The organism is Allobosea sp. R86505 (genome assembly GCF_042466375.1).
In the GTDB taxonomy this organism is placed as follows: domain Bacteria; phylum Pseudomonadota; class Alphaproteobacteria; order Rhizobiales; family Beijerinckiaceae; genus Allobosea.
On sequence record NZ_JAXHPY010000001.1, the window covers coordinates 2128423 to 2152180 of the forward strand.

The following is a 23758-nucleotide window of genomic DNA, read 5'->3' on the forward strand; positions in this document are numbered from 1 at the left end:
GCAAAGGCAGGCTCATCGCTCATAACGAGGGGTTTCCGATGACAAAGAATTCCGACGGCAGCGTGACGTCCGCTTTCCCGATGCCCGCGATTCACCGCCGCGACCTGCTCGCGCTCGGCGCTGGCGGCCTGCTCGCGGCCTCGGGCGTGGGCAGCGCCCGCGCCCAGACCAAGCCCGCGCCGCCGCCGCCGGCCAAGCCGACGGGACAGGTCGTTGTCGGCCTGTCGCAGGAGCCGACCGCGTTCAACCCGCTGATGCCGGGCATCGAGGTCGACGAGACGGTCTGGATGCAGATCTTCAACACGCTCTGGGTGGCCGATCCCCAGGGCAACCTGATCCCCGACCTCGCCGTCGAGATCCCGAGCGAGGCCAATGGCGGCATCTCGGAGGGCGGCCTGGCCTGGAAGGTCAAGCTGCGCGAGGGCGTGACCTGGCATGACGGCACGCCCTTCACCGCCGAGGACGTGAAGTACACGCTCGAGCTGATCGTCGCGCCGGGCTTCAAGAGCCGTACCCGCGTCGGCCATGCGCTGGTCAAGGACATCAAGGTCACCGGCCCGCGGGAGATCTCCTGGCGGATGGAGAAGGCCTATGCGCCCTATCTGGCGCTGCTCTCCAACACCTACATCGTGCCCAAGCACATTCTGGAAAAGGCGGCCGACCCCAATACGGCGCCTTTCAACGGCGCGCCGGTGGGCACCGGCCCGTTCAAATGGGGCACGCGCACGCCCGGCGACAACATCCAGCTCGTCGCCAACGAGAAGTTCCACGGCAAGGGCCCGTATCTGGAGCGCGCCGTCCTCAAATATGTCCCCGACCGCACCGCGCTTTACGCCCAGTTCCGCACCGGGCAGGTCGACCTGATCATCGGCACGGGCATTCCGGCCAATTTCTATGCCGAGGCGGTGAAGCTGCCGGGCCGCAAGGTCGTGAAAATCCCGAGCGCCTCGCTCGAGATCCTGATGCCGAATCTGGAGCACCCGGTCCTGAAGGAAAAGGCAGTGCGCCAGGCGCTCTACGCCTCGATCAACAAGCAGGCGATCATCGACATCATCTATTACGGCCTGCACACGCCGACCGAGTCCTTCGCGCCACAGGAATCCTGGGCCTACAATCCGAATCTGCCGAAGCAGACCTACGATCTCGCGCTGGCCAACAAGATCCTCGACGACGCCGGCTGGAAGCGCTCCGGCTCGGGCACGCGCATGAAGAACGGCGTTCCGCTGGAATTCGCGGTGTCCACCACGACGGGCGCGGCCCTGCGCGAACAGTGCCAGCAACTGATGATGCAGGACTGGGCCCAGGTCGGCGTCAAGATGACGATCAACAACATGCCGGCGGCGGTGATCTGGGGCGAGTTCTACACCCGCTCCAAATTCGACTCGCTGATCGTCGGCACCGCCTTCCGCACCGTGATCGACCCCGATCCGGCGCACCGCTTCGGTTCGGACGCGATTCCCGCCAAGAGCGGCGCCGGCGCCAACCAGATGCAGTGGCAGAACGCCGAGGCCGACAAGCTGATGAAGGCCGGCCAGGAAACCTTCGACCAGGCCAAGCGCAAGGAGATCTACTTCAAGCTGCAGGAACTGGTGCGCGAGGAACTGCCGATCCTGCCGATCTACCAGTACGCGCCGGTTGAGGGCTACAAGGAGGGGCTGATCGGCTACGAACCCAACGTCAATGCCCGCCAGAATACTTGGAACATGGGCAGCTGGTACTGGGCGCGCTGAGACCATGATGCGCACCCGCCCGGACCGACGCGCCATGAGTTCGTTTTCGCCATGAGCGGGTTCCTTCTGCAGAGGCTGATGCAGGCCATCCTGCTGCTGTTCATCGTCTCGATGATCGGCTTCGCGATCCTGCATCTGGCTCCGGGTGGGCCGATGTCGCAATTCGCCGAAGGCGGCGACATGACCCAGGCCGATCTCGACCGGATCGCCGAGCAACTGGGACTGAACCGGCCCCTGCCGGTTCAGTATGCCGAGTGGCTCTGGCGCATGCTGAGCGGCGACTGGGGGCGCTCCTATCGCGACCAGCAGCCGGTGCTGCACATCATCGCCGGCCATCTCGGGCCGACGCTCGAGCTGATGGTCTCGTCGACCCTGCTCGCCATGCTGATCGGCGCCTGGATCGGCATCATCGGCGCGGTGAAGCGCTATTCGCTGTTCGACAGCATCGCCACGATCGGCACGATGATCGCGCTGTCGATCCCGACCTTCTGGTTCGGGCTCGTCGTGATCTATGTCTTCTCGGTCGGGCTCGGTTGGCTGCCCTCGGGCAACCGCTTCACCATCGGCGATGGCTCCTTCCTGAACCGGCTGCACCATCTGGTCGGGCCCTGCATCGTGCTGGCGCTGGTCTCGACCGCCGTCTGGAGCCGCTACATGCGCTCCTCGATGCTCGACGTGATCAACCAGGATTTCGTCCGCACGGCGCGGGCCAAGGGCGTGCCGGAGCGGCGCATCCTGATGACGCATGTGCTGCGCAACGCGCTGTTGCCGATGATCACGATCACCGGGCTGCATGTGCCCTCGCTGCTGTCGGGCGCACTCGTCACCGAGACCGTGTTCACCTGGCCCGGCATGGGACGGCTCTTCCTCGATTCGATCAGCTACCGCGACTATCCGGTGGTGATGGGTATCCTGATGTTCACCGCCGTGATGGTGCTGCTCGGCAGCCTGCTCGCCGACCTGCTCTACGGCGTCGCCGATCCCCGCATTGCGAGGAGCGGCCGATGAGCCTCGAGCCGACCCTCGACGCCCTTCCCATCCGCGCGGAGGGTTTCTGGAACGGACGCGGCATGCGCCGCTTCCGGCGCCACAAGCTCGCGGTCTTCGGGGCCGTGACGATCATCCTGATGACGCTCGCCTGCGTGATCGGGCCGTGGCTCCTGCCCTACAGCGACACCTTCATCGACATCCGCCAGCGCTTCGCGCCGCCCTTCGCAGGGTCGCATGTCCTCGGCACCGATCCGCTCGGGCGCGACGTCCTCGCCCGGCTCCTGATGGCGGGGCGGATCTCGCTGGCCGTCGGCTTCTGCGCGATGGTGCTGGCGATGGGCATCGGCATCGCGGTCGGCGTCGCGGCGGGCTTCTATGAGGGCGTGATCGGGGCGGCGCTGATGCGCTTCGTCGACGCGATGCTGTGCTTCCCGACGATCTTCCTGCTGCTGGCGATATCGGCGCTGATCCAGCCCTCCGTGCCGTCGATCGTCATGCTGATCGCGATGACCTCCTGGATGGAGGTCGCGCGCGTCGTCGAAGCCCAGATCCGCTCGCTGCGGACGCGGGAATTCGCGCAGGCCGCGGTGGCGATGGGCTCGAGCAACATGCGCATCATGGTGCGCGAACTCCTGCCCAATGCGATCGCGCCGATCGTGGTCGCGGCCACGCTGAACGTCGCTCATGCGATCCTGGCCGAGAGCTACATCTCCTTCCTCGGCTACGGCATCCAGCCGCCGACGCCGAGCTGGGGCAACATGCTGGAGAACGCGCAGAGCTACCTCACGAGCGCGCCCTGGCTCGCCATCATCCCCGGCGCGGCGATCACGCTGGCGGTGACGAGTTTCAATTTCGTCGGCGACGGCCTGCGCGACGCGCTCGACCCGCGCATGGACTTGCCGTGACGGGGATTGCCGTGACGGGATCGGTCGCGTCGCTCTGGCGCTATCCGGTCAGTTCGATGGGCGGGGAGCGGCTGGAGCGGGCGCCGCTCGGCCCGTCGGGCATTCTGGGCGATCGCATCTGGGGGCTGCTCGACGCGCAGACGGGGCGGATCGCCTCGCCCGGCCGCGAGAAGCACTTCATCCAGGTGCCGCGCGGCCATGCCCGTTTCACTGGCGAGGGCGTCGCGATCTCCGCCGATGGCGAGAGCTGGGCGGTCCCCGACGAGCCGGAAACGATTGAGGCGCTGTCGGCGATTTTCGGGTTCCGGCCGTTGCTGAAGCCCTTCGATCCCGTTTCCGGCGCGGGCTTCCGGCCGCGCTACGAGCATGCACCGCTCCACATCGTCACCACGGCCGCCATGCGCAGCCTCGGGCGCGACCATCCCGATAGCGTGATCGACGAGCGCCGCTTCCGCCCCAGCCTCGTCGTCGACTGGCCGGACGAACCCGATCCGATGCCGGAACAGGGTTGGATCGGCCGGGAGATCCGCATCGGCGATGTCGTGCTGCAGGGGCGCGAGCCCTGCGGGCGCTGCGGCTTCATCACCCTCGAGCAGGAGGGGCTGCCGCTCGACGTCGAGCTGCTGCGAACGATCGTGAAGCGCTACGAGCGCAATTTCGGGATCTATTGCGACGTGGTCGTGCCGGGCGAGATTCGGGCTGGCGACCCCGTGAGCCTGTCGTAACGGTCAGGAGTTTGGCGCGGCCTTTCCGCGTCATTGCGAGCGCAGCGAAGCAATCCAGACGCGATCGCTCGGCGGCTCCTGGATTGCTTCGCTGCGCTCGCAATGACGGCGCGGCTCAGACGACCTCAGGCACCTGCGGATAGTCGCGCCGCACGGCGGTGAAGGCCGCCTCCACGTCGCCGCCACTCTCCGCCTCGCGCATCGCGGCGAAGAGCTTGGTCTTGACGAAGAAGCGCCAATGGACCGGCAGGGCCGCGAGCAGACGCGTCAGGGCATCGTAGTTCTGCGCCGTCCAGAGTTGCTCGAAGGCGTCGCGCTCCGGGCCGAAGTGGAAATGGGTGGTGTGGACGTCCTTGCGTAGGGTTGCGCGCAGGGCCGCCGTCGCCTCGGCATCGACGACGCCGTCCGTGATCACCACGCCGTAGCGGGCCTTCGCCGCGTCCACCCCGACATAGCCGCGCTCGACATCGAGCCGCACCCGCTCCGGCTCGCGCTCCAGCGGGCAGCCGCGCCCGCCGCCGCCCGGCGAATGGATGTGGATGACGTCGCCCGGCTCGGCGATGGCGATGTCGGTGTTGCCGAGGATGCGCTCGCCGGCCGCGCCGGGGTTGATGATGAAGTTCGAGGTTTCGGCCGAAAGTCCGCCGAGCGTGCCCCAGGGGCGGAAGATCGAGCGGTCGCGGTTGCGCACGGTGATGCGCGAATTCGGCGAGAAGACCTTGAACTCCATCACGGTGGCGAGCCCGCCGCGCCAGCGGCCGGGGCCGCCGGAATCGGGCAGCAGGCCGTAGCGGGTGAACTGGATCGGCACCTCCGTCTCGGTGATCTCGATCGGCGTGTTCTTGAGATAGGCGGCGTCCGCGCCCGAGCCGTTGGTGCCGTCGCGATGGGGCATGCCGCCGCCGCCGCCGACGACCGGGTTGATCGCGGCGATGACGCTGCGATGGGTGCGTTCGTCGGTGGTCATGACGTTGACGATGGAACTCGACCCCGCCGGTGCGGCGGGCATGCGCTCGGGCACCGCGAGACTGAAGGCGCCGAAGACCAGGCTCCGCAGCCTCGCGCAGGTCAGGCTGCGCATGCCGACGGCGGCCGGGAAGGTCGGGTTCAGCACCGTGCCTTCGGGCGCGATGCAGGTGAAGGGCCGGGTCAGCCCGGAGTTGAGCAGAATCTGCGGGTTGAGCGTGTAGAGGACGTAGTAGACGCCGACGAGCAGCAGGGTGTGGCGCGGGTCGGAACCGGTCGGCACGTTGAGCGAGGAGCCGAGCTGCGGGTCCGAGCCGGTGAAATCGAGGATCGCCTCGTCGCCCCTGATCGTCAGCGTCAGCTTCAGGCGGCAGGGGTTGCCGTCGACGCCGTCCTCGTCGGCATAGTCGGCGAAGACGTATTCGCCGTCCGGCATCCCGCGCAGGATGTCGCGGGCCTGATGCTCGGCATAGTCCATCAGCCCGTCGAGGCCGTCCATGAAGCCCTTGGCGCCGAACTTCCTGACCATCGCCAGGATCTTGCGCTCGCCGGTGTTGAGCGCGCCGGCGAGCGCCTTCAGGTCGCCCATGTTGAGGGCGGGCTTGCGGACGTTCATCGTCATGATCCGCAGGATCGTCTCGTCGAAGGCGCCGTCGCGCATCAGCGTCATCGGCGGGAAGCGGATGCCCTCCTGGTGAATCTCCGTCAGCGAGCGGGAGAGCGAGGCCGGCACCGCGCCGCCCATGTCGGTGTTGTGGACATGGCCGCCGACGAAACAGACGATCTCGCCCTCGTGGAAGATCGGTTTCCACAGATGCGTGTCGGGCGCATGGGTGGCGAGGTAGCCGCTATAGGGGTCGTTGGTGAAGGCGATGTCGCCGGGCCGGTATTCGTCGACGAGGTCGATCGCGCGGTTGTAGTTCATCCCAGGATACCAGGTCGCGCCCAGATCCATCGGCACGGCGACGACGCGGCCGGTCCGGTCCATCACCATCACGGTGAAGTCCTCGGTCTCCTTGACGAAGGTCGAGTGGGCCGTGCGGTAGAGCGTGTAGGCCATGTTCTCGGCCGCCGCCCGGCAGTGGTTGGCCAGAACCTGCAAGGTGATCTTGTCGACCATGATCAGGCCTCGCTGCGCAGGATGAGGTGGAGGTTGAGGCGGGCATCGACCTGCGCATCGAAGCCTTCGGGGATGCAGATCGTCGTGTCCTGCTGGGCGACGACGGCCGGGCCCGAAAAGCGGTGGCCGTTGCGCAGGGCATCGCGGTGGTGGAGATCGACCTCGCGGGTGGCACCGTCGAGCCAGACCTCGATCCGGCGCGCGGGCATCGCCATCGCCGCCGGCTGGTCCGCCGCCGGGGCGGGGCGGGGACGCGGCGTCGCGCCGCTGACGACCAGGCGCAGATTGACGATCTGCACCTCGGCACCGACGTCGTTGAAATCGTAGATGGCGAGATGCTGGCTGTGGAAGGCGGCCGTCATGGCGGCGAGGTCGCCGTCGCGCAGCCAGGCCTCCTCGAGCGGCACCTCGATCTCGAATGACTGGCCGTGATAGCGCATGTCGGCGCTCAAGGCTTCGACCACGGGGCCGTCGAAGCCCTGGTCCTGCCGGATCCAGGCCAGCCCGTCCGCCTTCAGCCGCGCCAGCGCCGCGCGCAGCAGCGGCAGCGCATCCGGCACGGCGGCGGCGAAGACGGTCTGGATGAAGTCGCCCTTCACATCGGCGATCAGCCCGCCGAGCGCGCTGACGACGCCCGGCCGGTGCGGCACCAGCACGCGCGGGATGCCGAGCTCGCGCGCCAGGAAGCAGCCGAGCATCGGCCCCGCGCCGCCGAAGGGCATCAGCGTGAAATCGCGCAGATCGACGCCATAGCGCGCGACGAGCTTGTTGACCTCGACGAACATCTCGGAGACCGCAACCGCGATGATCGCTTCGGCGGTGGCCTGGGGCGTCTGGCCGAGCTTCGCGGAGAGGTCGCCGATGACCGCGTCGGCGCGGGCGCGGTCCATGCCGATCTGGTCATAGGCGAGGGGGGTGTGGCCGAGGAAGCCGCTCGCCGCCATGGCGTCGGTGACGGTGGCGCGGGTGCCGCCACGGCCATAGCAGGCGGGGCCCGGCGTCGAGCCGGCGCTTTCGGGGCCGACCTTGAGCACGCCGAAATCATCCGCCCAGGCGATCGAGCCGCCGCCGCTGCCGATCGAGGTCACGGAGACGCTGGGAAGGAAGAGCGGGAAGTCGCCGACGACTTCGCCGGTGCCGAATTGCGGCTGGCCGTCGATGATGAGCGCGAGGTCGGCGCTGGTGCCGCCGATGTCGAGCGTCAGCACGTTGCCAACTCCGGCCTGCTCGGCCAGCCAGGCTGCGCCGATGACGCCCGACGCCGTGCCCGAGAGCAGCATGTTGACGCAGGCGCGCTTGCCGGTGGGGGCGTTCATGATGCCGCCGTTCGACTTGGTCAGCATGGGCGCTGCCGGCACGCCGCGCAAGGCGAGCGCCTCCTCCAGCGCGGTCAGATAGCCCGCCACGCGTGGATGGACATAGCCGTTCAGGATCGCGGTGGTCGTCCGCTCATATTCGCGGATCACCGGCCAGACCTCGCTGGTGGTGAAGACGAAAAGCTCCGGCGCAAGCTTCGCGATCAGCGCCTTGGCCTGCGCCTCATGGGCACCATTGCGATAGGCATGGAGGAAGGAGACGATGACGCCGTCGACGCCCTTGGCGCGGATCGCGACCACGGCGGCGGCGAGCCCGTCGGTGTCGAGCGGCGCGGCGATCTCGCCGCTGGCGAGCTGGCGCTGGCGGACGCCATGGATGCGGTCGCGCGGGATCAGCTGCTCGGGCCTGGCGCAGAACAGCGAGTACATCTCGGGCATGCGCAGCCGGGCGAGCTCGATGACGTCCTCGAAGCCCGCCGTCGTGATCAGCGCGAGCCGGCTGCCCTTGCGCTGGATGATGGTGTTGATGCCGACCGTGGTGCCGTGAACGAAAGAGACGACCTCCCCGGGTGCGATGCCGTGGCGCTCCTGCAGCAGGCGCAGCCCGTCGAGCAGTTCCTTGCCCGGTTCGTCCGGCGTGGTCAGGACCTTGATGGTCTCGACACGGTCGGTGCCGGTCTCGAGGGCACAGAAGTCGATGAAGGTGCCGCCGATGTCGACGCCGATACGCCAGCTCATGATGTGCCTGTCCGTGGAGTGCGCGGCAGTGTCGGGTCGCGCCCGCCTCGCCGTCAAAGAGCAAGGCCACCCCGCTTCATAAGGCAGGCTTATGGTCGACATCGGCCGCTGCCAGGCCGAGCTCGCGGCAGGCGGTGCGCAGATGGGCGCGCAGGAGATCGTGGCTGCGCGAGAGCGGGCGGCGCGCGCTGGTCAGCAGGCACAGCGGCAGTGAGACCTCGGGCAGGAAGGGCCGGGTCACGAGGCCGGGAAAGCTGTGCCAGGGCAGGAGACCGTCCACCACCGCGACCCCGAGCCCCTGCTGGACGAAGGCGAGCCCGATGATCGAGACGTCGATCTCCATTTCCGGCTGGAAAACCAGCCCCTCGCGGCCGAAGGCCTCACGCAGCAACCGCCCCTGCAGGGAGGTGGCGCGGTAGGAGATCAGCGTCTCGTCCTGCAGGTCGGCGGCGGCGATCGACGCCTTTTCCGCCAGTTCATGGCCCGCGGGCAGGACGCAGACCATCCGCGTCCGCCCGATGATCTCGGTGTCGATCCCCGCCATCGGCTCGTCGGTCATGGCGACGCCGAGTCCGGCCTGGCCGTCGTCGAGCATGCGCATGATGATCTCGGCCGGTACGACATAGGAGAGCACCCGCAAGGCGGGGTGAGCGCTGCGGAAATGGCGCAGCGCCTCCGGCACGACCGAAAGCGAAGGCGGGGCGGAGGCGGCAAGCCTGACGATGCCGGCCTTGCCGTGGCGAAGGTCGCGGGCGCGGCAGCGCAGGGCCTCGAGGTCGCCGAACAGGCGTTCGACCTCGGGGTAGAGATCCTCGGCCTCCGGGGTCGGGATCAGCCGGCCCTTGACCCGCTGGAACAGCTTGAAGCCGAGCTCGTCCTCGGTGTGGAGCAGGATCTGGCTGAGCGCCGGCTGCGAGACGTTCAAGGCTTCGGCGGCGCTGGTGAGCGTGCCGCAGCGCATCACCATCCGGAAGACTTCGATCTGACGCGCGCGCATCCGCTTCACTCCGGCCCGGTGTCGCGGGCGAGGCAACTCCACAGGCGGATTCGCCGCGACGCAAGGGGGCGTGAGCCGGTGCGCAGGCGACCGAGCCGACTTCTGAACGAACAGTTAAGCCTGGTCAGGAGGCGGTGACAATTTTGCCTATAAATTCATCATCATCTGCCGTCGTGCATACAATGGCATGCAAGGCAGGCAGGGCGACGGCGGTGATCGGCCCGAAGCCCTTGGAATCACAGGCCATCGGAATTGGCACGCTCCCTGCTAGCGAAACGGCGTGTTCCGTTCCTTCACCAGCCTGCCAACCGAGGACAGACCCCGATGATCACGCGCCGCACCGCCCTGGCCGCAGGCCTCGCTGCTCCCTTCGTGGCCAAGGGCAGTGCCCAGGCCCAGGCGCCGAGCCGCAACGAGACGTTGCTGCTCGTGCAGGAATACGGGCCCAACAGTCTGGACATGCAGGGGATCGGCTCGTCGCAGCCGGTCAATGGCGTCTCGCTGAACTGCTATGATCGCCTGCTGCGCTTCAAGCCGGTTCCGATCCCGGGCGGGGGCGGTCATCAGGTTGCGATGGGCGAACTCGAAGGCGAACTCGCCGAGAGCTACCAGGTCGCCTCGGACGGCATGAGCGCGACCTTCAAGCTGCGCGACGCCAAGTTCCATTCCGGCCGGCCGGTGACCGCCAAGGACGTGAAGTGGTCGATGGACCGCGCCGTCTCGATCGGCGGCTTCGCCACCACGCAGATGAACGCCGGCTCGCTGGAGAAGCCCGAGCAGTTCGTCGCCGTCGACGACAAGACCTTCCGCATCGATTTCGTCCGCAAGGACAAGATGACGCTGCCCAACCTGGCGGTCACCATTCCCTTCGTCTTCGACTCCGAGCTCGCCATCGCCAACAGCGGCGGCGATCCATGGGCGAAGGAATATCTGAAGAACAACATCGCCGGCTCCGGCGCCTACAAGGTCGAGAGCTGGAAGCCGGGCGTCGAGACGATCTATGTCCGCAACGACGCCTGGGCCTGCGGGAAGCTGCCGCAGCTGCGCCGCATCATCGCACGCGACATCGCCTCGCCCTCAACCCGTCGGGCGCTGATCGAGCGCGGGGATGCCGACGTGTCCTACGGGCTGCCGCCGAAGGACTTCAAGGACCTGCTCGACGGCGGCAAGATCAACGTCGTCGGCGTGCCCATCCCCAACGGTGTCTGGGGCTGCTATCTCAACACGCAGGTCGGCCCGTTCAAGGATGTGCGCCTGCGCCAGGCCGTCGCCTGGGTCATGCCCTACGACAAGATCCTGCAGGCCTCGCTCTTCGGCCGTGGCGTCTCGATGGCGGGTGGCACAACCCCGAAGGTCGCCTGGCCGCAACCCTTCCCCTACACGACCGACGTCGCCAAGGCGAAGGCGCTGGTCGATGCCGCCGGCGGCCCGTTCTCGACGACGCTGTATTTCGACGCCGGCAACGCGACCGTCGCCGAGCCGATGGCGGTGCTGATGAAGGAGGCGCTGGCGCAGATCGGCATCACCGTCGAGATCAACAAGGTGCCGGGCGCCAATTTCCGCACCGAGATCGCCAAGAAGACCAATCCGATGGTGCTCAACCGCTTCGCGGGCTGGCTCGACTATCCGGATTACTACCTGTTCTGGACGATGCACGGCAACAATTCGATCTTCAACATCGCCGCCTACCAGAACCCGGCGCTGGACAAGCTCGTCGACGCCGCCCGCTTCGCCCCCGACAAGGCCTCCTACGACGCCAACGTCATCGACTTCATCAAGCTGATCAATGCCGAGGTGCCGATGGTGCCGATCAACCAGCCGACCCACGACGTCGCGCTGCAGAAGTCGATCGGCGGCTACCAGTTCCAGCCCTGCCGCGAGCCGGACTTCCGCTACCTGACCAAGGGCGTGTGACTCTGATGGCCACAGACGCGCGGGCGCCGACGAGCCCCGCGCGTCATGCTCGGGCTCGACCCGAGCATCTCTCCCCGGAGATTCTCGGGTCTGCGCTGCGCTCCGCCCGAGAATGACGACGCGGTTGGATAAGGAAACTCAACCATGCTTCGCCTGATCGGCCAGCGCCTGATGACGACGATCCCTTCGGTGATCGGCGTCATCATCGTCACCTTCCTGCTGACGCGGGTGCTGCCGGGCGATACGGCGGCGTACTTCGCCGGTCCGGCCGCATCGCCGGAGGCGATCATCGAGATCCGAAGCAAGCTCGGGCTCGACCGGCCCCTGCCGGTGCAGTTCGTCGCTTACGTCACCGCCCTGGTGAAGGGCGATCTCGGCATGTCGCTGACCACCGGCCAGCCGGTGACGGCCGATCTCGCGGCGCGGCTGCCGGCCTCGGCCGAACTGACGCTGGCGGGGCTCTTGCTGGCGATGTCGGTGGCGCTGCCGCTCGGCGTGCTCGCGGCCGTCCGCCAGGGCTCCTGGATCGATCATCTCTGCCGCATCGTGGCGACGGCGGGCGTCTCGCTGCCGGTGTTCTTCACCGGGCTGCTGCTGGTCTATGTGTTCTACTTCATCCTGGGCTGGGCGCCGGCGCCGCTGGGGCGGCTCGACGTCTTCGCCTCGGAGCCCGCCCGCATCACCGGGCTCTACCTGGTGGATTCGCTGCTGGCGCGCGATGGCGAGACCTTACGCGCCGCGCTGGCGCAGATCGCGCTGCCGGCGATCACGCTAGCGATCTTCTCGCTGGCCCCGATCACGCGGATGACGCGGGCCTCGATGCTCGCCGTGCTCGGCGCCGATTTCGTGCGGACCGCGCGCGCCAGTGGGCTCTCCAGCCGCAAGGTCATCGGCACCTATGCCTTTCGCAACGCGATGCTGCCGGTCGTCACCACGCTCGGCATGGTGTTCTCCTTCCTGCTCGGCGCCAATGTGCTGGTCGAGAAGGTCTTCGCCTGGCCGGGCGTCGGCTCCTATGCGGTCGAGGCGCTGATCGCCTCCGACTATGCGCCGATCCAGGGCTTCGTTCTGACGATGGCGATCCTCTACGTCGCGTTGAACCTGATGATCGACGTGCTCTACGGCGTCATCGATCCCCGCGTCCGGCTGGAGGGCTGAGGGCATGAACGACATGACCAAGATCGATCCCGCCTCTGCTCCCGCACTGCGCTTCGAGGCGCCGCCCTCGACCAGCCTGCTGGCCCATGCCCGCCACATCGTCTCCGAGAACCCGGTGACGGGGCTCGCCTTCGGGCTCTTCGCGCTGATCCTGCTGGCAGCGATCCTCGGTCCTTCGCTTGTCCCCTACGACCCGCTCGCCAGCAACACCAACTCTGCCCTGCAGGCCCCGAGCGCGCGGCACTGGTTCGGGACCGACCAGCTCGGGCGCGACATCTTCAGCCGGGTGATCGTGGCGACGCGGCTCGACTTCGCCATCGCGGTCTGTTCGGTGGCGCTCGTCTTCGCGATGGGCGGGCTCGCGGGCGTGATGGCCGGCTTCTATGGCGGCTGGGTCGACAAGGTCGTCGGGCGCCTCGCCGACACGATCATGGCCTTCCCGCTCTTCGTGCTGGCGATGGGCATCGTGGCTGCGCTCGGCAACAGCGTCACCAACATCGTCATCGCCACCGCGATCATCAATTTCCCGCTCTATGCCCGCGTCGCCCGGGCCGAGGCGAATGTCCGCCGCGAGGCCGGCTTCGTCCAGGCAGCGCGCCTCTCCGGCAATTCCGACTGGCGGCTGCTGCTGACGCAGATCGTGCCCAACATCATGCCGATCATGGCGGTGCAGATGTCGCTGACCATGGGCTACGCCATCCTGAATGCGGCGGGCCTCTCCTTCATCGGGCTCGGCGTGCGCCCGCCCACCCCGGAATGGGGGATCATGGTCGCCGAGGGCGCAAGCTTCATCGTCTCGGGCGAATGGTGGATCGCCTTCTTCCCGGGGCTGGCGCTGATGACGGCGGTGTTCTGCTTCAACCTGCTCGGCGACGGCGTGCGCGACCTCGTCGATCCGCAGCGGAGGAATTGATGATGGCTCGGGTACAGCAGGCCGTCATTCCCGGCCGGAGCGCAGCGGAGAGCCGGGAATCTCCGGCAAGAGATGCTCGGGTCAAGCCCGAGCATGACGGAGATGTCCGCCCATGACCTCTCCCCCACTCCTCGACATCAAGAACCTTACCGTCGAGTTCGCCACGCGTCGCGGGACGGTGCAGGCGGTCAAGGCGATCGACGTCAGCGTCGCCAAAGGCGAGACGGTCGCGATCGTCGGTGAATCCGGCTCCGGCAAGTCGGTGACCTCCTATGCCGTGGTGCGGATTCTCGACCGGGCCGGCAAGGTCGCCGAGGGCTCGATCGCGTTCTCGGGCGTGGATCTCGTTGCGGCCAGCGAAGCGCAGATGCGCGACATCCGCGGGCGCGAAATCTCGATGATCTTCCAGAACCCGCGCGCGGCGCTGAACCCGATCCGCAAGGTCGGCAAGCAGATCGAGGACGTGCTGCTCGAACATGTCCAGGCGACGCGAGCGACGGCCAGGGAGAAGGCGATCGAGGCGCTTGCCAAGGTGAGGATCGCGCGGCCGGAGGAGCGCTACGACGCCTATCCGTTCGAGCTGTCGGGCGGCATGTGCCAGCGCGTCGTGATCGCGCTCGCGCTCGCCTGCCAGCCGCAGCTGCTGATCGCCGACGAGCCGACCACCGGGCTCGATGTCACCACCCAGAAGGCGGTGATGGATTTGATCGTCGAGCTCACGCGCGAGCGTGGCATGTCGACCATCCTGATCACCCATGACCTCGGGCTGGCGGCCGCCTATTGCGACAAGGTCGTGGTGATGGAGAAGGGCAACGTCGTCGAGACGGCGAAGGCCAGCGAGATCTTCCGCAATCCCCAGCACGCCTATACCCGCAAGCTGATGCAGGCGACGCCGCGCATCGGCATGAGCCTGCGCGATCTGCTGCCCGATGCGCTGAAGGGACCGGCCGCACAGCCGGCTGCTGCGAAGGCCGTGCCGGCGCCCGATGCTCCTCCGCTGATGCGGGTCGAGAACCTCGTGAAGGAATATCCGCGGCCCCCGAGCGGCTCGCTCTTCGCGAAGCTGATGGGCAAGGCCGAGGAGCCGAAAGCGCCGTTCCGCGCGGTCGACGGCATCAGCTTCAGCGTGGCGAAGGGCGAGACCCTCGGGCTCGTCGGCGAGTCCGGCTGCGGCAAGTCGACGACCTCGATGATGATTACGCGGCTGATCGACAAGACCAGCGGCTCGATCCTGTTCGACGGCACGGATATCGGTGCGATTCCCGCCAAGCAGTTTGCCGCTTCGCTCTATCGGCGGCGCATCCAAATGGTCTTCCAGGACCCGACCGACAGCCTCAATCCGCGCTTCACGGCGGAGCGCGCCATCGCCGACCCGATCCTGCGGATGGGCGGGATTTCGGGGCGCGACGCGTTGCGGGCGCGCTGCGAGGAGCTGGCGCGGCTGGTCGGGCTGCCGGTCGAGCTGATCGACCGCTTCCCGCACCAGCTCTCGGGCGGGCAGAAGGCGCGTGTCGGCATCGCCCGGGCGATCGCGCTGGAGCCCGACCTCGTCATCCTCGACGAGCCGACGGCGGCGCTCGACGTCTCGGTCCAGGCGGTGGTGCTCAACCTGCTGCAGGAGCTGAAGGAGCGGCTCGGGATGAGCTATCTCTTCGTCTCGCATGATCTTAACGTGGTGCGCCTGCTCTGCGACCGGGTGATCGTGATGAAGACCGGCGCCATCGTCGAGCAGGGCACGGCTGAGGAGGTGCTCGGCGACCCGAAGGCGGACTATACCAAGGAACTGCTGACGGCGATTCCCCATCCGCCGGCGTGATTGTGAATGTCATTCGCGGACACGGTTTGGAGCGTCATGCTCGGGCTTGACCCGAGCATCTCCTGCCAGAGATTCTCGGGTCTATGCTTCGCTCCGCCCGAGAATGACGCCAAGGTTCAATGAAGAACGCAGTCGAGAAACTCCTCATGATCCTCAATGATCCCGCCGTCGTCGCCGAAGTCGAGGCCGCTTTCATGGTCTATGAGAAGGCGTTGAACGCAAACGACGTCGCGGTGCTGGATGCCTGCTTCAAGGATGCGCCCGAGACGATCCGCTATGGCATCGGCGAAAATCTCTATGGGTTCAGCGAGATTGCGGCTTTCCGCGCGGCGCGCCCGTCCGCCGGGCTGACGCGCACGATCGAGCGCACCGTCATCACCACCTATGGCGACGCCTTCGCCACGGCCAACACGCTGTTCCGGCGCGAGAGCATGGCGGGCAAGATCGGCCGCCAGAGCCAGACCTGGGTCAAGTTCCCCGAGGGCTGGCGCGTCGTCGCCGCCCATGTCAGTGCCATTGCCGAGTGAGCGGCGACGGGAGACCGCGCATGCCCTTGCTCCTCCCGCCCCACCTTCCTCCGACGGCGACAGGGTCATGCAGCCAGGTTCCGCTCCCGTCCGAACGCTAAGGCCCGCCACGGCGCCGGTGACGCGCACCGAGGCGCTGCGGCTGCAGCTCTCCGATGCGATCGTCTCCGGGCAGCTCGAGCCCGGGACGCCGCTGGACGAACAGGAGATCGCGACCCGCTTCGGCGTGTCGCGCACGCCGGTGCGCGAGGCGATCCGCCAGCTCTCGGCTTCGGGGCTGGTCAGCGTCAGGCCGCATCGCGGCGCGGTGGTGGCGCTGCCGACGCCGAGCCAGCTGAACGACATGTTCGAGGCGATGGCGGAGCTGGAGGCGCTCTGCGCCGGGCTCGCCGCCCGCAACATGACCGTGCCCGAGCGGCGGGCGCTGGAAGCCCTGCACGAGGCGCTGCGTCTGCTCGTCCATGAGGGCGACCCGGCGAGCTATCACGAGAAGAACGAGGCCTTTCACGCCGCGATCTATGCCGGCTCGCATAACAGCTATCTCGCCGAACTGACCCTGATGACGCGCATCCGCGTCGCACCCTTCCGTCGCGCCCAGTTTCGCGCCACGGGCCGCCTCGGCGGCTCCTATCGCGAGCATGACCTGATCGTTCAGGCGATCCTGCGCGGCGACCAGCCCGGCGCCCAGCAGGCGATGCGGGCCCATATCGGCATCGTCAGGGATGCGTTCCGCAGTTATGCGGATATGCGTTGAGGGCAGGCCGGCTCACAGCGGCGGGAGCTTCTGCAAGGGATTGATGCAGGCGATCTCGAGGGGGCGAAAGTGTCTCTCGTTGCCGGTCAAGACGATCAGACCGTGTGCCGCTGCCGTGGCGGCGATTGCAATGTCGGCGAACCCCGTCCCGTGAGCGCGAGCCCGATCGAGCAACGGCCCCGCGGCATGGGCGACATTGAGATCGAACGGCAGAATACGTCCGTCGTAGAGATGCGCCATCGCATCGATCCACTGCCGTAGGCGGAGTGCTTTGGTGGTCGCGCCACGACGTAAGCATGCGCAGATGCCGCCCTCCACCTCAGCGACCGTGATCGCGGACAGAAAAAGCCGTCCCTTGGCCCGAGCCTGCCATTCCAGCCACGTGTCGTGTGGCTGGGCCTTGGTCGGAGCCGACGCCGAAAGCATGTCGGTGTCGAGCAGGTACATCAGAATGCGAAATCGCGCGGCGGAGACCGATCCCGATCGGGAATATCGCCAGGCTCGCCTGGAAAGGCGGCCAGCAGCTCCTCAAAACTCGGTACGTTGGCGAGCCGCTGGTACTCGGCGAAAGACAGCACGACCGCTTCCTTCCGCCCATGCCGGGTGATGAGCGCGGGCTCGCCGGCGACGGCGCGGTCGACGAGAGCGGAGAGGGACGCCTTCGCCTCCCGCAACTGGACTTCCTTCATCGCGACCTCCGACGGTGACTACAGGTGATCTTATCACATGCGCACTGTTCGGCGAAGTCCCGCTCTGCCGTCACCCCGCCTTCGCCTGCGCCGCCACGAAGGCCCGCCAGCCGCCGAACTCCGTGACGTCTCGCGCGCCTTCCGTGGCGATGGTCTCGCAGAGGAAGCCCTTGACGGTCGTGCCGTCGGCCAGCGCCAACGTGCCGATGCCGAGCGGGGAGGGGATGCCGGCGACGAAGCGGCCGAAGCCCTCCGCCGGCAGCGACCAGACCTCGAGCGCGATGGCGGCGCCACCCGCCCCGACACGGGTCAGCCCCGGTCGCGCCGGCGGGCCGCCCGGCAGAGCGAAGAGGCGGTAGTCCGCGGTGGTCGTGGTCGCCCGCAGGAAGGTGCCGCCCCGGTCCGTCAGTTCGCGGTTCAGCGGCATGCCGGAAAGATGCGCGCCGACGACGGCGATCTCGATGGCGTCTGGCGCAGCTCGCACCGGCGCCGGTGTCACCGTGGGATGGGGCAGGCCGGTTGCGCCCAATGGCAGCCCGGCGGCGGCGTGGAGCGCCTGCCCGATGCCCGCGAGCACGGCATCGTGCCCGGCCAGGGCGATCAGCGTCACGCCCGCCGCCGTGCCGTTGGCTGCCAGGCTGGCGGGGATGGCGAGCGCGCAGAGATCGAGCAGATTGACGAAATTGGTGTAGCGCCCGAGCAGCGAATTGGCCCCGATGGGGTCGGCCGCCATCTCGGCCAGCGTCACCGGGCGGGGCGCGGTCGGCACCATCAGCGCGTCGATGCCCTTCATCGCCGCTTTGGCCACCAACGCGAGTTCGGCGACGCGGTAGCGCGCGGCGAAGGTCTCGGCCGCGTCGGGCAAAGGCCGCCCCGCGACGACCTGGCGGATCACGGGCAGGATCGCCTCGGGGTCCTTCGCGAGCAGATCGCGGATCGTCAGGTAGCGCTCGGCGACCCAGGGCCCCTCATAGAGCAGGCGCGCGGTCTCGTAGAACGGGCCCATGTCGAGCGGGACGATCTCGGCGCCGAGGGTTTTGGCGCGCTCGACCGCGGCTGCGAAGCTCGCGGCCGCCGCAGCATCGCCCGCGACATCGAGATCCTCCGGGCGGGGGACGGCGATCCGCAGCTTTGGCGGCACGGCGCCCGGCCGGCCCAGCGGCAGGGCGCGGGACCAGGGATCACCAGCGTCGGGGCCTGCTGCAACGGACAGCGCCGTCCACGCATCCTCGACGGTGAGCGCAAAGACAGAGACGCAGTCCAGCGTGCGGCAGGCCGGCACGACGCCCGCCGTGGAAACCAGCCCGAGGCTGGGCTTGAGGCCGACAAGGTTCTGCAGGCCCGCCGGCACGCGGCCCGAGCCGGCCGTGTCGGTGCCCAGCGCCACCGGCACGATGCCGGCCGCGACCGCGCTGGCAGAGCCAGAGCTGGAGCCGCCGGGGACGAGATCGGCACGGAGCGCATTGCGCGGCACGCCATAGGGCGAACGGGAGCCGTTCAGGCCAGTGGCGAACTGGTCGAGATTGGTCTTGCCGATGACGATGGCGCCCGCCGCCCGCAGCCGCGCGACGACGGTTGCGTCGCATTCCGGCTCATAGGCGAAGGCGGGGCAGGCCGCGGTGGTGGGCAGGCCGGCGACGTCGATGTTGTCCTTCACCGCGACGGGGATGCCCCAGAGCGCGCGGCCGCGCGGCCCTTCCGCCTGCAGGGCCTCAGCCTCCGCCAGCACCTCGGCTTGCGGCCGCAGCCCGATGAAGATCGCCGCGTCGCCATGGGCGCGGTGGCGGGCATAGCAGGCGGCGATGGTCTGCGGGATGGTGGCGCTGCCATCGAGATGGGCGGCGAGCAGGCTGCTCAGGGTCGTCACGGGGCCCTCTTTCGTGGCGCCTATCGATTAGGCAAAACTCAAGGAGTTGCATGCAAGGATTATGCAACGAACGCGCTCGTCCTCCGCCCTGGCGACTGCGGCGGGCCGAGGCGGTTTTGGCTCAGATTTCGGATCGCCGGGATTTCCCCGTTCCGGCAAGGGGTTCGGCCGCGCTTCTCATGATCTGATTCCGCTCTGGTGCTCGCTCGCTGTCAGGCACGCGCCTTGCAAAGCCCGTTCCGCAGATCCGCGATCGGGGGCGCCGCGCCGTGAGCCGCATCGAAATTCCTGCCCGGCCCTTTCCGCTCGGCGTCGACATGGCGCGCACCGCCCTGATCATCATCGACATGCAGCGCGACTTCCTCGAGCCCGGCGGCTTCGGGGCTGCGCTCGGCAATGACGTCTCCCGGCTGATGGCGGCGGTCGAGCCCTGCCGGGCGATCCTGGCGGCGGCGCGGGCGGCCGGCATGCTGGTGATCCACACCCGCGAAGGCCACCGGCCCGACCTCGCCGACGCGCCGCCGGCCAAGGTCCTGCGCGGTCCGGCCGACAAGCGCATCGGCGCCTGCGGGCCGATGGGGCGCATCCTGATCCGCGGCGAGGCGGGGCACGAGATCATTCCTGCGCTTGCGCCGCTGCCCGGCGAGCCGGTGATCGACAAGCCGGGCAAGGGCGCCTTCTACCAGACCGATCTCGAGCTGATGCTGCGCAATCGCGCCATCGAGACGCTGATGGTGACCGGCGTCACCACCGAGGTCTGCGTCCACACCACCGTGCGCGAGGCGAACGACCGGGGCTATCGCTGCCTCGTGCTGGGCGATGCCTGCGCCTCCTATTTCCCGGAGTTCCACGAGGTGGGCCTGGCGATGATCGCGGCCCAGGGCGGAATCTTCGGCTGGGTTTCGACGACGACGGAGGTGCTGGCCGCGCTCTCCGGGGCGACAGCCGAACCCCCGCGGCAAGGGGGCGAAAATCGATGGGAGCCGGCGGCGTGAACGAGACCCACCCCAAGACGGCGTTCGACGCCGCGCTCCATTGCGATGCGATGGCGCCGGTGCTGGGGCTGACGATCACGGAGGCGCAGCGGCCGGTGGTGCTGCAATTCCTGACCATCGCTCATGGCATGGCCGAGATCGTCCGCGCCGCGCCGCTCGACGAGGCCTCGCTCGAACTCGCCGCGGTGTTTCGGCCGGGCGTGCCGGAGGTGACCGCGTGACTGTCGATGTCTTCGCGCCGGCCCATCGCATCGCGGCGCACGTTCGGGAGGGGGAGGTCACGGCCCTGGCCGTCACCGAAGCCTTCCTCGCCCGCATCGCGGCGCTCGATTCCGCCATCAACGCCTTCACCGATATCACCGCCGAGCGGGCGCTGGCGCAGGCCCGCGCGGTCGATGCCGCCCGCGCCACCGGTGCGCCGCTCGGGCCGCTGGCGGGCGTGCCCTTCGCGGCCAAGAACCTGTTCGACATTGCGGGGCTGCCCACGCGGGCGGGCTCGAAGATCAATCGCGAGCGGGCACCGGCGGCGCGCGACGCGGTGCTGGTCGAGCGGCTGACGGCGGCCGGCGCCGTGCTGCTCGGCGGGCTCAACATGGGCGAATACGCCTACGACTTCACCGGCGAGAACGCCCATGACGGGCCCTGCCGCAACCCGCATGACACGGCGCGCATGGCTGGCGGTTCCTCCTCCGGCTCGGGCGCGGCGACGGCGGCGGGTTTCAGCCCGCTTTCGCTCGGCTCCGACACCAATGGCTCGATCCGCGTGCCGAGTTCGCTCTGCGGCGTCTTCGGCCTGAAGCCGAGCTATGGCCGGCTGCCGCGCTCGCGCAGCTTCCCGTTTTGCGATTCGCTAGACCATCTCGGCCCCTTCGCGCGCGACGTCACCGATCTGGCGACCGCCTATGACGCGCTGCAGGGGCCGGATTCGTATGATCCGGCCTGCGCGCAGCGGCCGGTCGAACCGACACTGCCGTCGCTGCAGGCGGGCATCGGTGGTTTGCGGATCGCGGTGGCGGGCGGGCATTTCGCGACCGACGGCATGCCGGAGGCGACTGCCGCCGTGGCGCAGGTGGCGCAGGCGCTGGGCGCGACACGGAGCTTCGCGCTGGAGGGCGCAGCGATCGCCCGCGCAGCCGCCTTCCTGATCACCAACAGCGAGAGCGCGACCTTCCATCTCGACCGGCTGCGGGAGCGGGCGGATGATTTCGACCCCGAGACCCGCGACCGCTTTCTGGCCGGGGCGATGCTCCCGGCGGCCTGGTATGTTCAGGCGCAGCGCGCGCGGCGCTGGTTTCACGACACGATGATGCGGGTGTTCGCCGATGTCGACCTGATCATCGCGCCGGCCACGCCCTGTCCGGCGCCGCTCGTCGGGCAGAAGACGCTCAAGCTGCGCGGCGAGACCGTGCCGCTGCGGCCCAATCTCGGGCTGTTCACCCAGCCGATCTCGGCGATCGGCCTGCCGGTCGCGGCCGTGCCGGTCTTCGGCGACGGGCTGCCGATCGGCGTTCAGATCATCGCTGCGCCCTGGCGCGAGGATCTCTGCCTGCGGGCGGCCTTCGTGCTCCAGCAGGAGGGGGTGTGCGAGGCGAGGGCGCCGGTGCTGGGCTAGGTCGTCATCCTCGGGCCGCGCCTGCGCGGACCCGAGAAACTCTTGCCGAACGAGGTGTCTCCGTTTGCAAGAGATGCTCGGGGCAAGCCCGAGCATGACGTGCCACTACGCCCCGCCGATCAGGATACCCGCCGCCAGCACCAGCCCGCCGCCCAGAATGATCTGGAAGGCGGCGCGCAGGAAGGGCGTCTCCATGAAGCGGTTCTGGATCCAGACGATCGCCCAGAGTTCGACGAAGACGACAATCAGCGCCACCGTGGTCGCGGTCCAGAAATGCGGGATCAGATAGGGCAGGGCATGGCCGAGCCCGCCCAGCGTCGTCATCACGCCCGAGGCCAGGCCACGTTTCCAGGGCGCGCCGCGGCCCGAGAGCTTGCCGTCGTCATGGGCGGCCTCGGTGAAGCCCATCGAGATGCCGGCGCCGACCGAGGCCGAGAGGCCGATCAGGAAGGTGGTGTGGGGGTCCTGCGTCGCGAAGGCGGTGGCGAAGATCGGGGCGAGCGTCGAGACCGAGCCGTCCATCAAGCCGGCGAGGCCGGGCTGGACCCAGGTCAGCACGAACTGGCGCTTGGCGGCGTCATCCTCGCTGGTGCGCGCCTCGCCGTCGAGATGCTCTGCCGTGAGCCCCTGCGCCCTCGCCTGGTGGGCGGCCTCGGCGGCGGCCAGCGTTCCCAGGAGCTTGCGGGTCTCGACATCGGTCGAGCGACCGGCGGCTGCGACGTAGAAGTCGCTGGCCCGGCGCTCCATATCTTCGGCTTCGGCCCGGATCTGGTCGAGACCGAGGTTCTCGACCAGCCAGACCGGCTTGCGGGCATAGAAATCCGCGACATGCTCGCGCCGGATCGGCAGGACGACGTCGCCGAAGCGCTGCTGGTAGAGGGCGAGCAGGCGTTCGCGGTGGCCGTTCTCCTCGGTTGCCATGCCGTCGAAGACCGCAGCCGATGCCGGGTAGGCCGTCCGCAGCTTCTGCGCGTAGATCGCGTAGATGCGGCCATCCTCCTCCTCCGACGCAATCGCCAGGGCCAGGACCTCCTTCTCGGAGAGTTCGTCGAAGCGACGCTTGCCGCCGAAACCCGGAAGGGAAAAACGAGAGAGCATAGGGGGCCTCATAATTTAGAATAATTCTAAATTAGGCCGGCCGACCCGTCGACGCAAGGGCGCAGGGCCGGGGCTGCCCAAGACCAAAACGACGATACCCGGCCTAGGGGCCGGGTATCGCCATTCTCGCGGTGATCCGACCGATCAGACGGTCAGCTTGCCGGCCTTGGCGGCGGCGTAACGCTCGTTGACCTTCGCCCAATTGACCACGTTCCACCAGCTCTTGAGGTACTCGGCGCGGCGGTTCTGGTACTTCAGATAATAGGCGTGCTCCCAGACGTCGTTGCCCATGAGGACCATGCGCTTGTCCATCAGCGGGCTGTCCTGGTTGGGCTTGGCGAGCAGGGCGAGCTTGCCGGCCTTGTCGACCGTGACGAACACCCAGCCCGAGCCGAAGACGCGCAGGCCCGCCGCCTCGAAATCGGTCTTGAACTTGTCGAAGCCTCCAAGGTCCTTGGTGATCGCGGCCGCGACGTCTCCGGTCGGCGTGCCACCGGCGCCCGGGCCCATGATCTCCCAGAACATGCTGTGGTTGGCGTGGCCGCCGCCGGCGTTGCGGATCGGAACCCGCACGGCTTCCGGCAACGCGCCGATGTCGCCGAGGAGTTCGTTGATCGGCTTGGAGGCGAGGACGCCATGGTCCTTGGCGGCGTTGTTGAGCGCGGTGACGAAGGACGCGTGATGGCGGGTGTAGTGGATGTCCATCGTCGTGGCGTCGATATGCGGCTCCAGCGCGGCCGCCTCGTAAGCGCGCTTGGGCAGGGAGAAGGGGCCGGCCGGCGCCGCGGGCGCGGCGGCCTGAGCCCAGACGCGGGGCGCGGCGGCCATGGCGAGGGCGGCGGCCCCGAAGCCCAGGAGCGTGCGCCGGGAAGCGTTGTGGGTGATGGTCATCGGGATTCCTCCATGAGCGGTTTCGGCATCAGACTTG

At 68.3% G+C, this 23758-nt stretch carries 21 protein-coding genes; 13 read left to right on the plus strand and 8 right to left on the minus strand.

Features of this window, described 5'->3' with window-relative positions; all coding sequences use genetic code 11:
• Nucleotides 1-38 precede the first annotated feature (38 nt).
• The 4 genes from SJY11_RS10290 to SJY11_RS10305 are packed head-to-tail and all read left to right on the plus strand — an operon-like array spanning nucleotide 39 to nucleotide 4350.
• The gene (locus SJY11_RS10290; RefSeq protein ID WP_376986499.1) at nucleotides 39-1730 is read left to right on the plus strand and encodes a peptide ABC transporter substrate-binding protein; all 1692 of its coding nucleotides are present in this window, start codon (nucleotides 39-41) and stop codon (nucleotides 1728-1730) included.
• 51 nt (nucleotides 1731-1781) lie between these two features.
• Nucleotides 1782-2738 carry an ABC transporter permease gene (locus tag SJY11_RS10295; RefSeq protein ID WP_291823898.1) on the plus strand — a complete coding sequence of 319 codons (957 nt, stop codon included), beginning with the start codon at nucleotides 1782-1784 and terminating at the stop codon, nucleotides 2736-2738.
• Nucleotides 2735-3625, plus strand: coding sequence for an ABC transporter permease (locus SJY11_RS10300; RefSeq protein ID WP_376986500.1), 891 nt, complete (start codon nucleotides 2735-2737; stop codon nucleotides 3623-3625). Before SJY11_RS10295 ends, SJY11_RS10300 begins: the two co-directional genes overlap by 4 nt.
• Complete coding sequence (locus SJY11_RS10305) at nucleotides 3622-4350, plus strand: MOSC domain-containing protein (protein WP_376986501.1); 729 nt, start codon at nucleotides 3622-3624, stop codon at nucleotides 4348-4350. Before SJY11_RS10300 ends, SJY11_RS10305 begins: the two co-directional genes overlap by 4 nt.
• Before the next feature lie 115 nt (nucleotides 4351-4465).
• On the opposite strand, the gene SJY11_RS10310 is transcribed toward SJY11_RS10305, so the two are convergent.
• The 3 genes from SJY11_RS10310 to SJY11_RS10320 all read right to left on the minus strand — a co-directional run bounded on the left by SJY11_RS10310 (nucleotide 4466) and on the right by SJY11_RS10320 (nucleotide 9487).
• Complete coding sequence (locus tag SJY11_RS10310; protein WP_376986502.1) at nucleotides 4466-6436, minus strand: hydantoinase B/oxoprolinase family protein; 1971 nt, start codon at nucleotides 6434-6436, stop codon at nucleotides 4466-4468.
• Nucleotides 6437-6438: 2 nt separating this feature from the next.
• Nucleotides 6439-8490: a hydantoinase/oxoprolinase family protein gene (locus SJY11_RS10315; RefSeq protein WP_376986503.1), complete on the minus strand. Its 2052-nt coding sequence runs from the start codon at nucleotides 8488-8490 to the stop codon at nucleotides 6439-6441.
• A gap of 76 nt (nucleotides 8491-8566) precedes the next feature.
• Nucleotides 8567-9487 carry a LysR family transcriptional regulator gene (locus tag SJY11_RS10320; RefSeq protein WP_376986504.1) on the minus strand — a complete coding sequence of 307 codons (921 nt, stop codon included), beginning with the start codon at nucleotides 9485-9487 and terminating at the stop codon, nucleotides 8567-8569.
• A gap of 324 nt (nucleotides 9488-9811) precedes the next feature.
• Between SJY11_RS10320 and SJY11_RS10325 the strand changes: the two genes are divergently transcribed.
• The 6 genes from SJY11_RS10325 to SJY11_RS10350 all read left to right on the plus strand — a co-directional run bounded on the left by SJY11_RS10325 (nucleotide 9812) and on the right by SJY11_RS10350 (nucleotide 16569).
• The gene (locus SJY11_RS10325; RefSeq protein WP_376986506.1) at nucleotides 9812-11401 is read left to right on the plus strand and encodes an ABC transporter substrate-binding protein; all 1590 of its coding nucleotides are present in this window, start codon (nucleotides 9812-9814) and stop codon (nucleotides 11399-11401) included.
• Between the two features lie 144 nt (nucleotides 11402-11545).
• A complete protein-coding gene (locus SJY11_RS10330) occupies nucleotides 11546-12559 on the plus strand; it encodes an ABC transporter permease (RefSeq protein WP_376986507.1) in 1014 nt (337 codons plus the stop codon).
• A 4-nt stretch (nucleotides 12560-12563) separates the two neighbouring features.
• Nucleotides 12564-13472: an ABC transporter permease gene (locus SJY11_RS10335; protein ID WP_376986508.1), complete on the plus strand. Its 909-nt coding sequence runs from the start codon at nucleotides 12564-12566 to the stop codon at nucleotides 13470-13472.
• A gap of 112 nt (nucleotides 13473-13584) precedes the next feature.
• The gene (locus SJY11_RS10340) at nucleotides 13585-15288 is read left to right on the plus strand and encodes a dipeptide ABC transporter ATP-binding protein (RefSeq protein ID WP_376986509.1); all 1704 of its coding nucleotides are present in this window, start codon (nucleotides 13585-13587) and stop codon (nucleotides 15286-15288) included.
• A 146-nt stretch (nucleotides 15289-15434) separates the two neighbouring features.
• Nucleotides 15435-15815 carry an oxalurate catabolism protein HpxZ gene (gene hpxZ, locus SJY11_RS10345; RefSeq protein ID WP_376986510.1) on the plus strand — a complete coding sequence of 127 codons (381 nt, stop codon included), beginning with the start codon at nucleotides 15435-15437 and terminating at the stop codon, nucleotides 15813-15815.
• A gap of 67 nt (nucleotides 15816-15882) precedes the next feature.
• Entirely contained in the window at nucleotides 15883-16569 is a 687-nt protein-coding gene (locus SJY11_RS10350; RefSeq protein WP_376986511.1) for a GntR family transcriptional regulator, read from the plus strand.
• A 12-nt stretch (nucleotides 16570-16581) separates the two neighbouring features.
• Here SJY11_RS10350 and SJY11_RS10355 read toward each other — a convergent pair whose 3' ends face one another.
• The 3 genes from SJY11_RS10355 to atzF all read right to left on the minus strand — a co-directional run bounded on the left by SJY11_RS10355 (nucleotide 16582) and on the right by atzF (nucleotide 19125).
• Nucleotides 16582-17016 carry a PIN domain-containing protein gene (locus SJY11_RS10355; RefSeq protein WP_376986512.1) on the minus strand — a complete coding sequence of 145 codons (435 nt, stop codon included), beginning with the start codon at nucleotides 17014-17016 and terminating at the stop codon, nucleotides 16582-16584.
• Nucleotides 17016-17258, minus strand: a complete 243-nt coding sequence (locus SJY11_RS10360; RefSeq protein WP_376986513.1) for a type II toxin-antitoxin system Phd/YefM family antitoxin — start codon at nucleotides 17256-17258, stop codon at nucleotides 17016-17018. The genes SJY11_RS10355 and SJY11_RS10360 overlap by 1 nt, the downstream gene beginning before the upstream one ends.
• Before the next feature lie 70 nt (nucleotides 17259-17328).
• Nucleotides 17329-19125 (minus strand): allophanate hydrolase, encoded by a 1797-nt coding sequence (gene atzF, locus SJY11_RS10365; protein ID WP_376986514.1) that lies wholly within the window; start codon nucleotides 19123-19125, stop codon nucleotides 17329-17331.
• A gap of 317 nt (nucleotides 19126-19442) precedes the next feature.
• Between atzF and SJY11_RS10370 the strand changes: the two genes are divergently transcribed.
• From SJY11_RS10370 to SJY11_RS10380, 3 genes are read left to right on the plus strand one after another with little or no spacing between them, the layout of a single operon-like run.
• Nucleotides 19443-20120, plus strand: coding sequence for a cysteine hydrolase family protein (locus SJY11_RS10370; RefSeq protein WP_376989295.1), 678 nt, complete (start codon nucleotides 19443-19445; stop codon nucleotides 20118-20120).
• Nucleotides 20117-20341: a DUF4089 domain-containing protein gene (locus SJY11_RS10375; RefSeq protein ID WP_376986516.1), complete on the plus strand. Its 225-nt coding sequence runs from the start codon at nucleotides 20117-20119 to the stop codon at nucleotides 20339-20341. The genes SJY11_RS10370 and SJY11_RS10375 overlap by 4 nt, the downstream gene beginning before the upstream one ends.
• Complete coding sequence (locus tag SJY11_RS10380; protein ID WP_376986517.1) at nucleotides 20338-21732, plus strand: AtzE family amidohydrolase; 1395 nt, start codon at nucleotides 20338-20340, stop codon at nucleotides 21730-21732. Before SJY11_RS10375 ends, SJY11_RS10380 begins: the two co-directional genes overlap by 4 nt.
• A gap of 105 nt (nucleotides 21733-21837) precedes the next feature.
• On the opposite strand, the gene mbfA is transcribed toward SJY11_RS10380, so the two are convergent.
• Nucleotides 21838-22830, minus strand: a complete 993-nt coding sequence (mbfA, locus tag SJY11_RS10385) for an iron exporter MbfA (RefSeq protein ID WP_376986518.1) — start codon at nucleotides 22828-22830, stop codon at nucleotides 21838-21840.
• A 144-nt stretch (nucleotides 22831-22974) separates the two neighbouring features.
• The gene (locus SJY11_RS10390; RefSeq protein ID WP_376986519.1) at nucleotides 22975-23721 is read right to left on the minus strand and encodes a superoxide dismutase; all 747 of its coding nucleotides are present in this window, start codon (nucleotides 23719-23721) and stop codon (nucleotides 22975-22977) included.
• Between the last annotated feature and the right edge of the window lie 37 nt (nucleotides 23722-23758).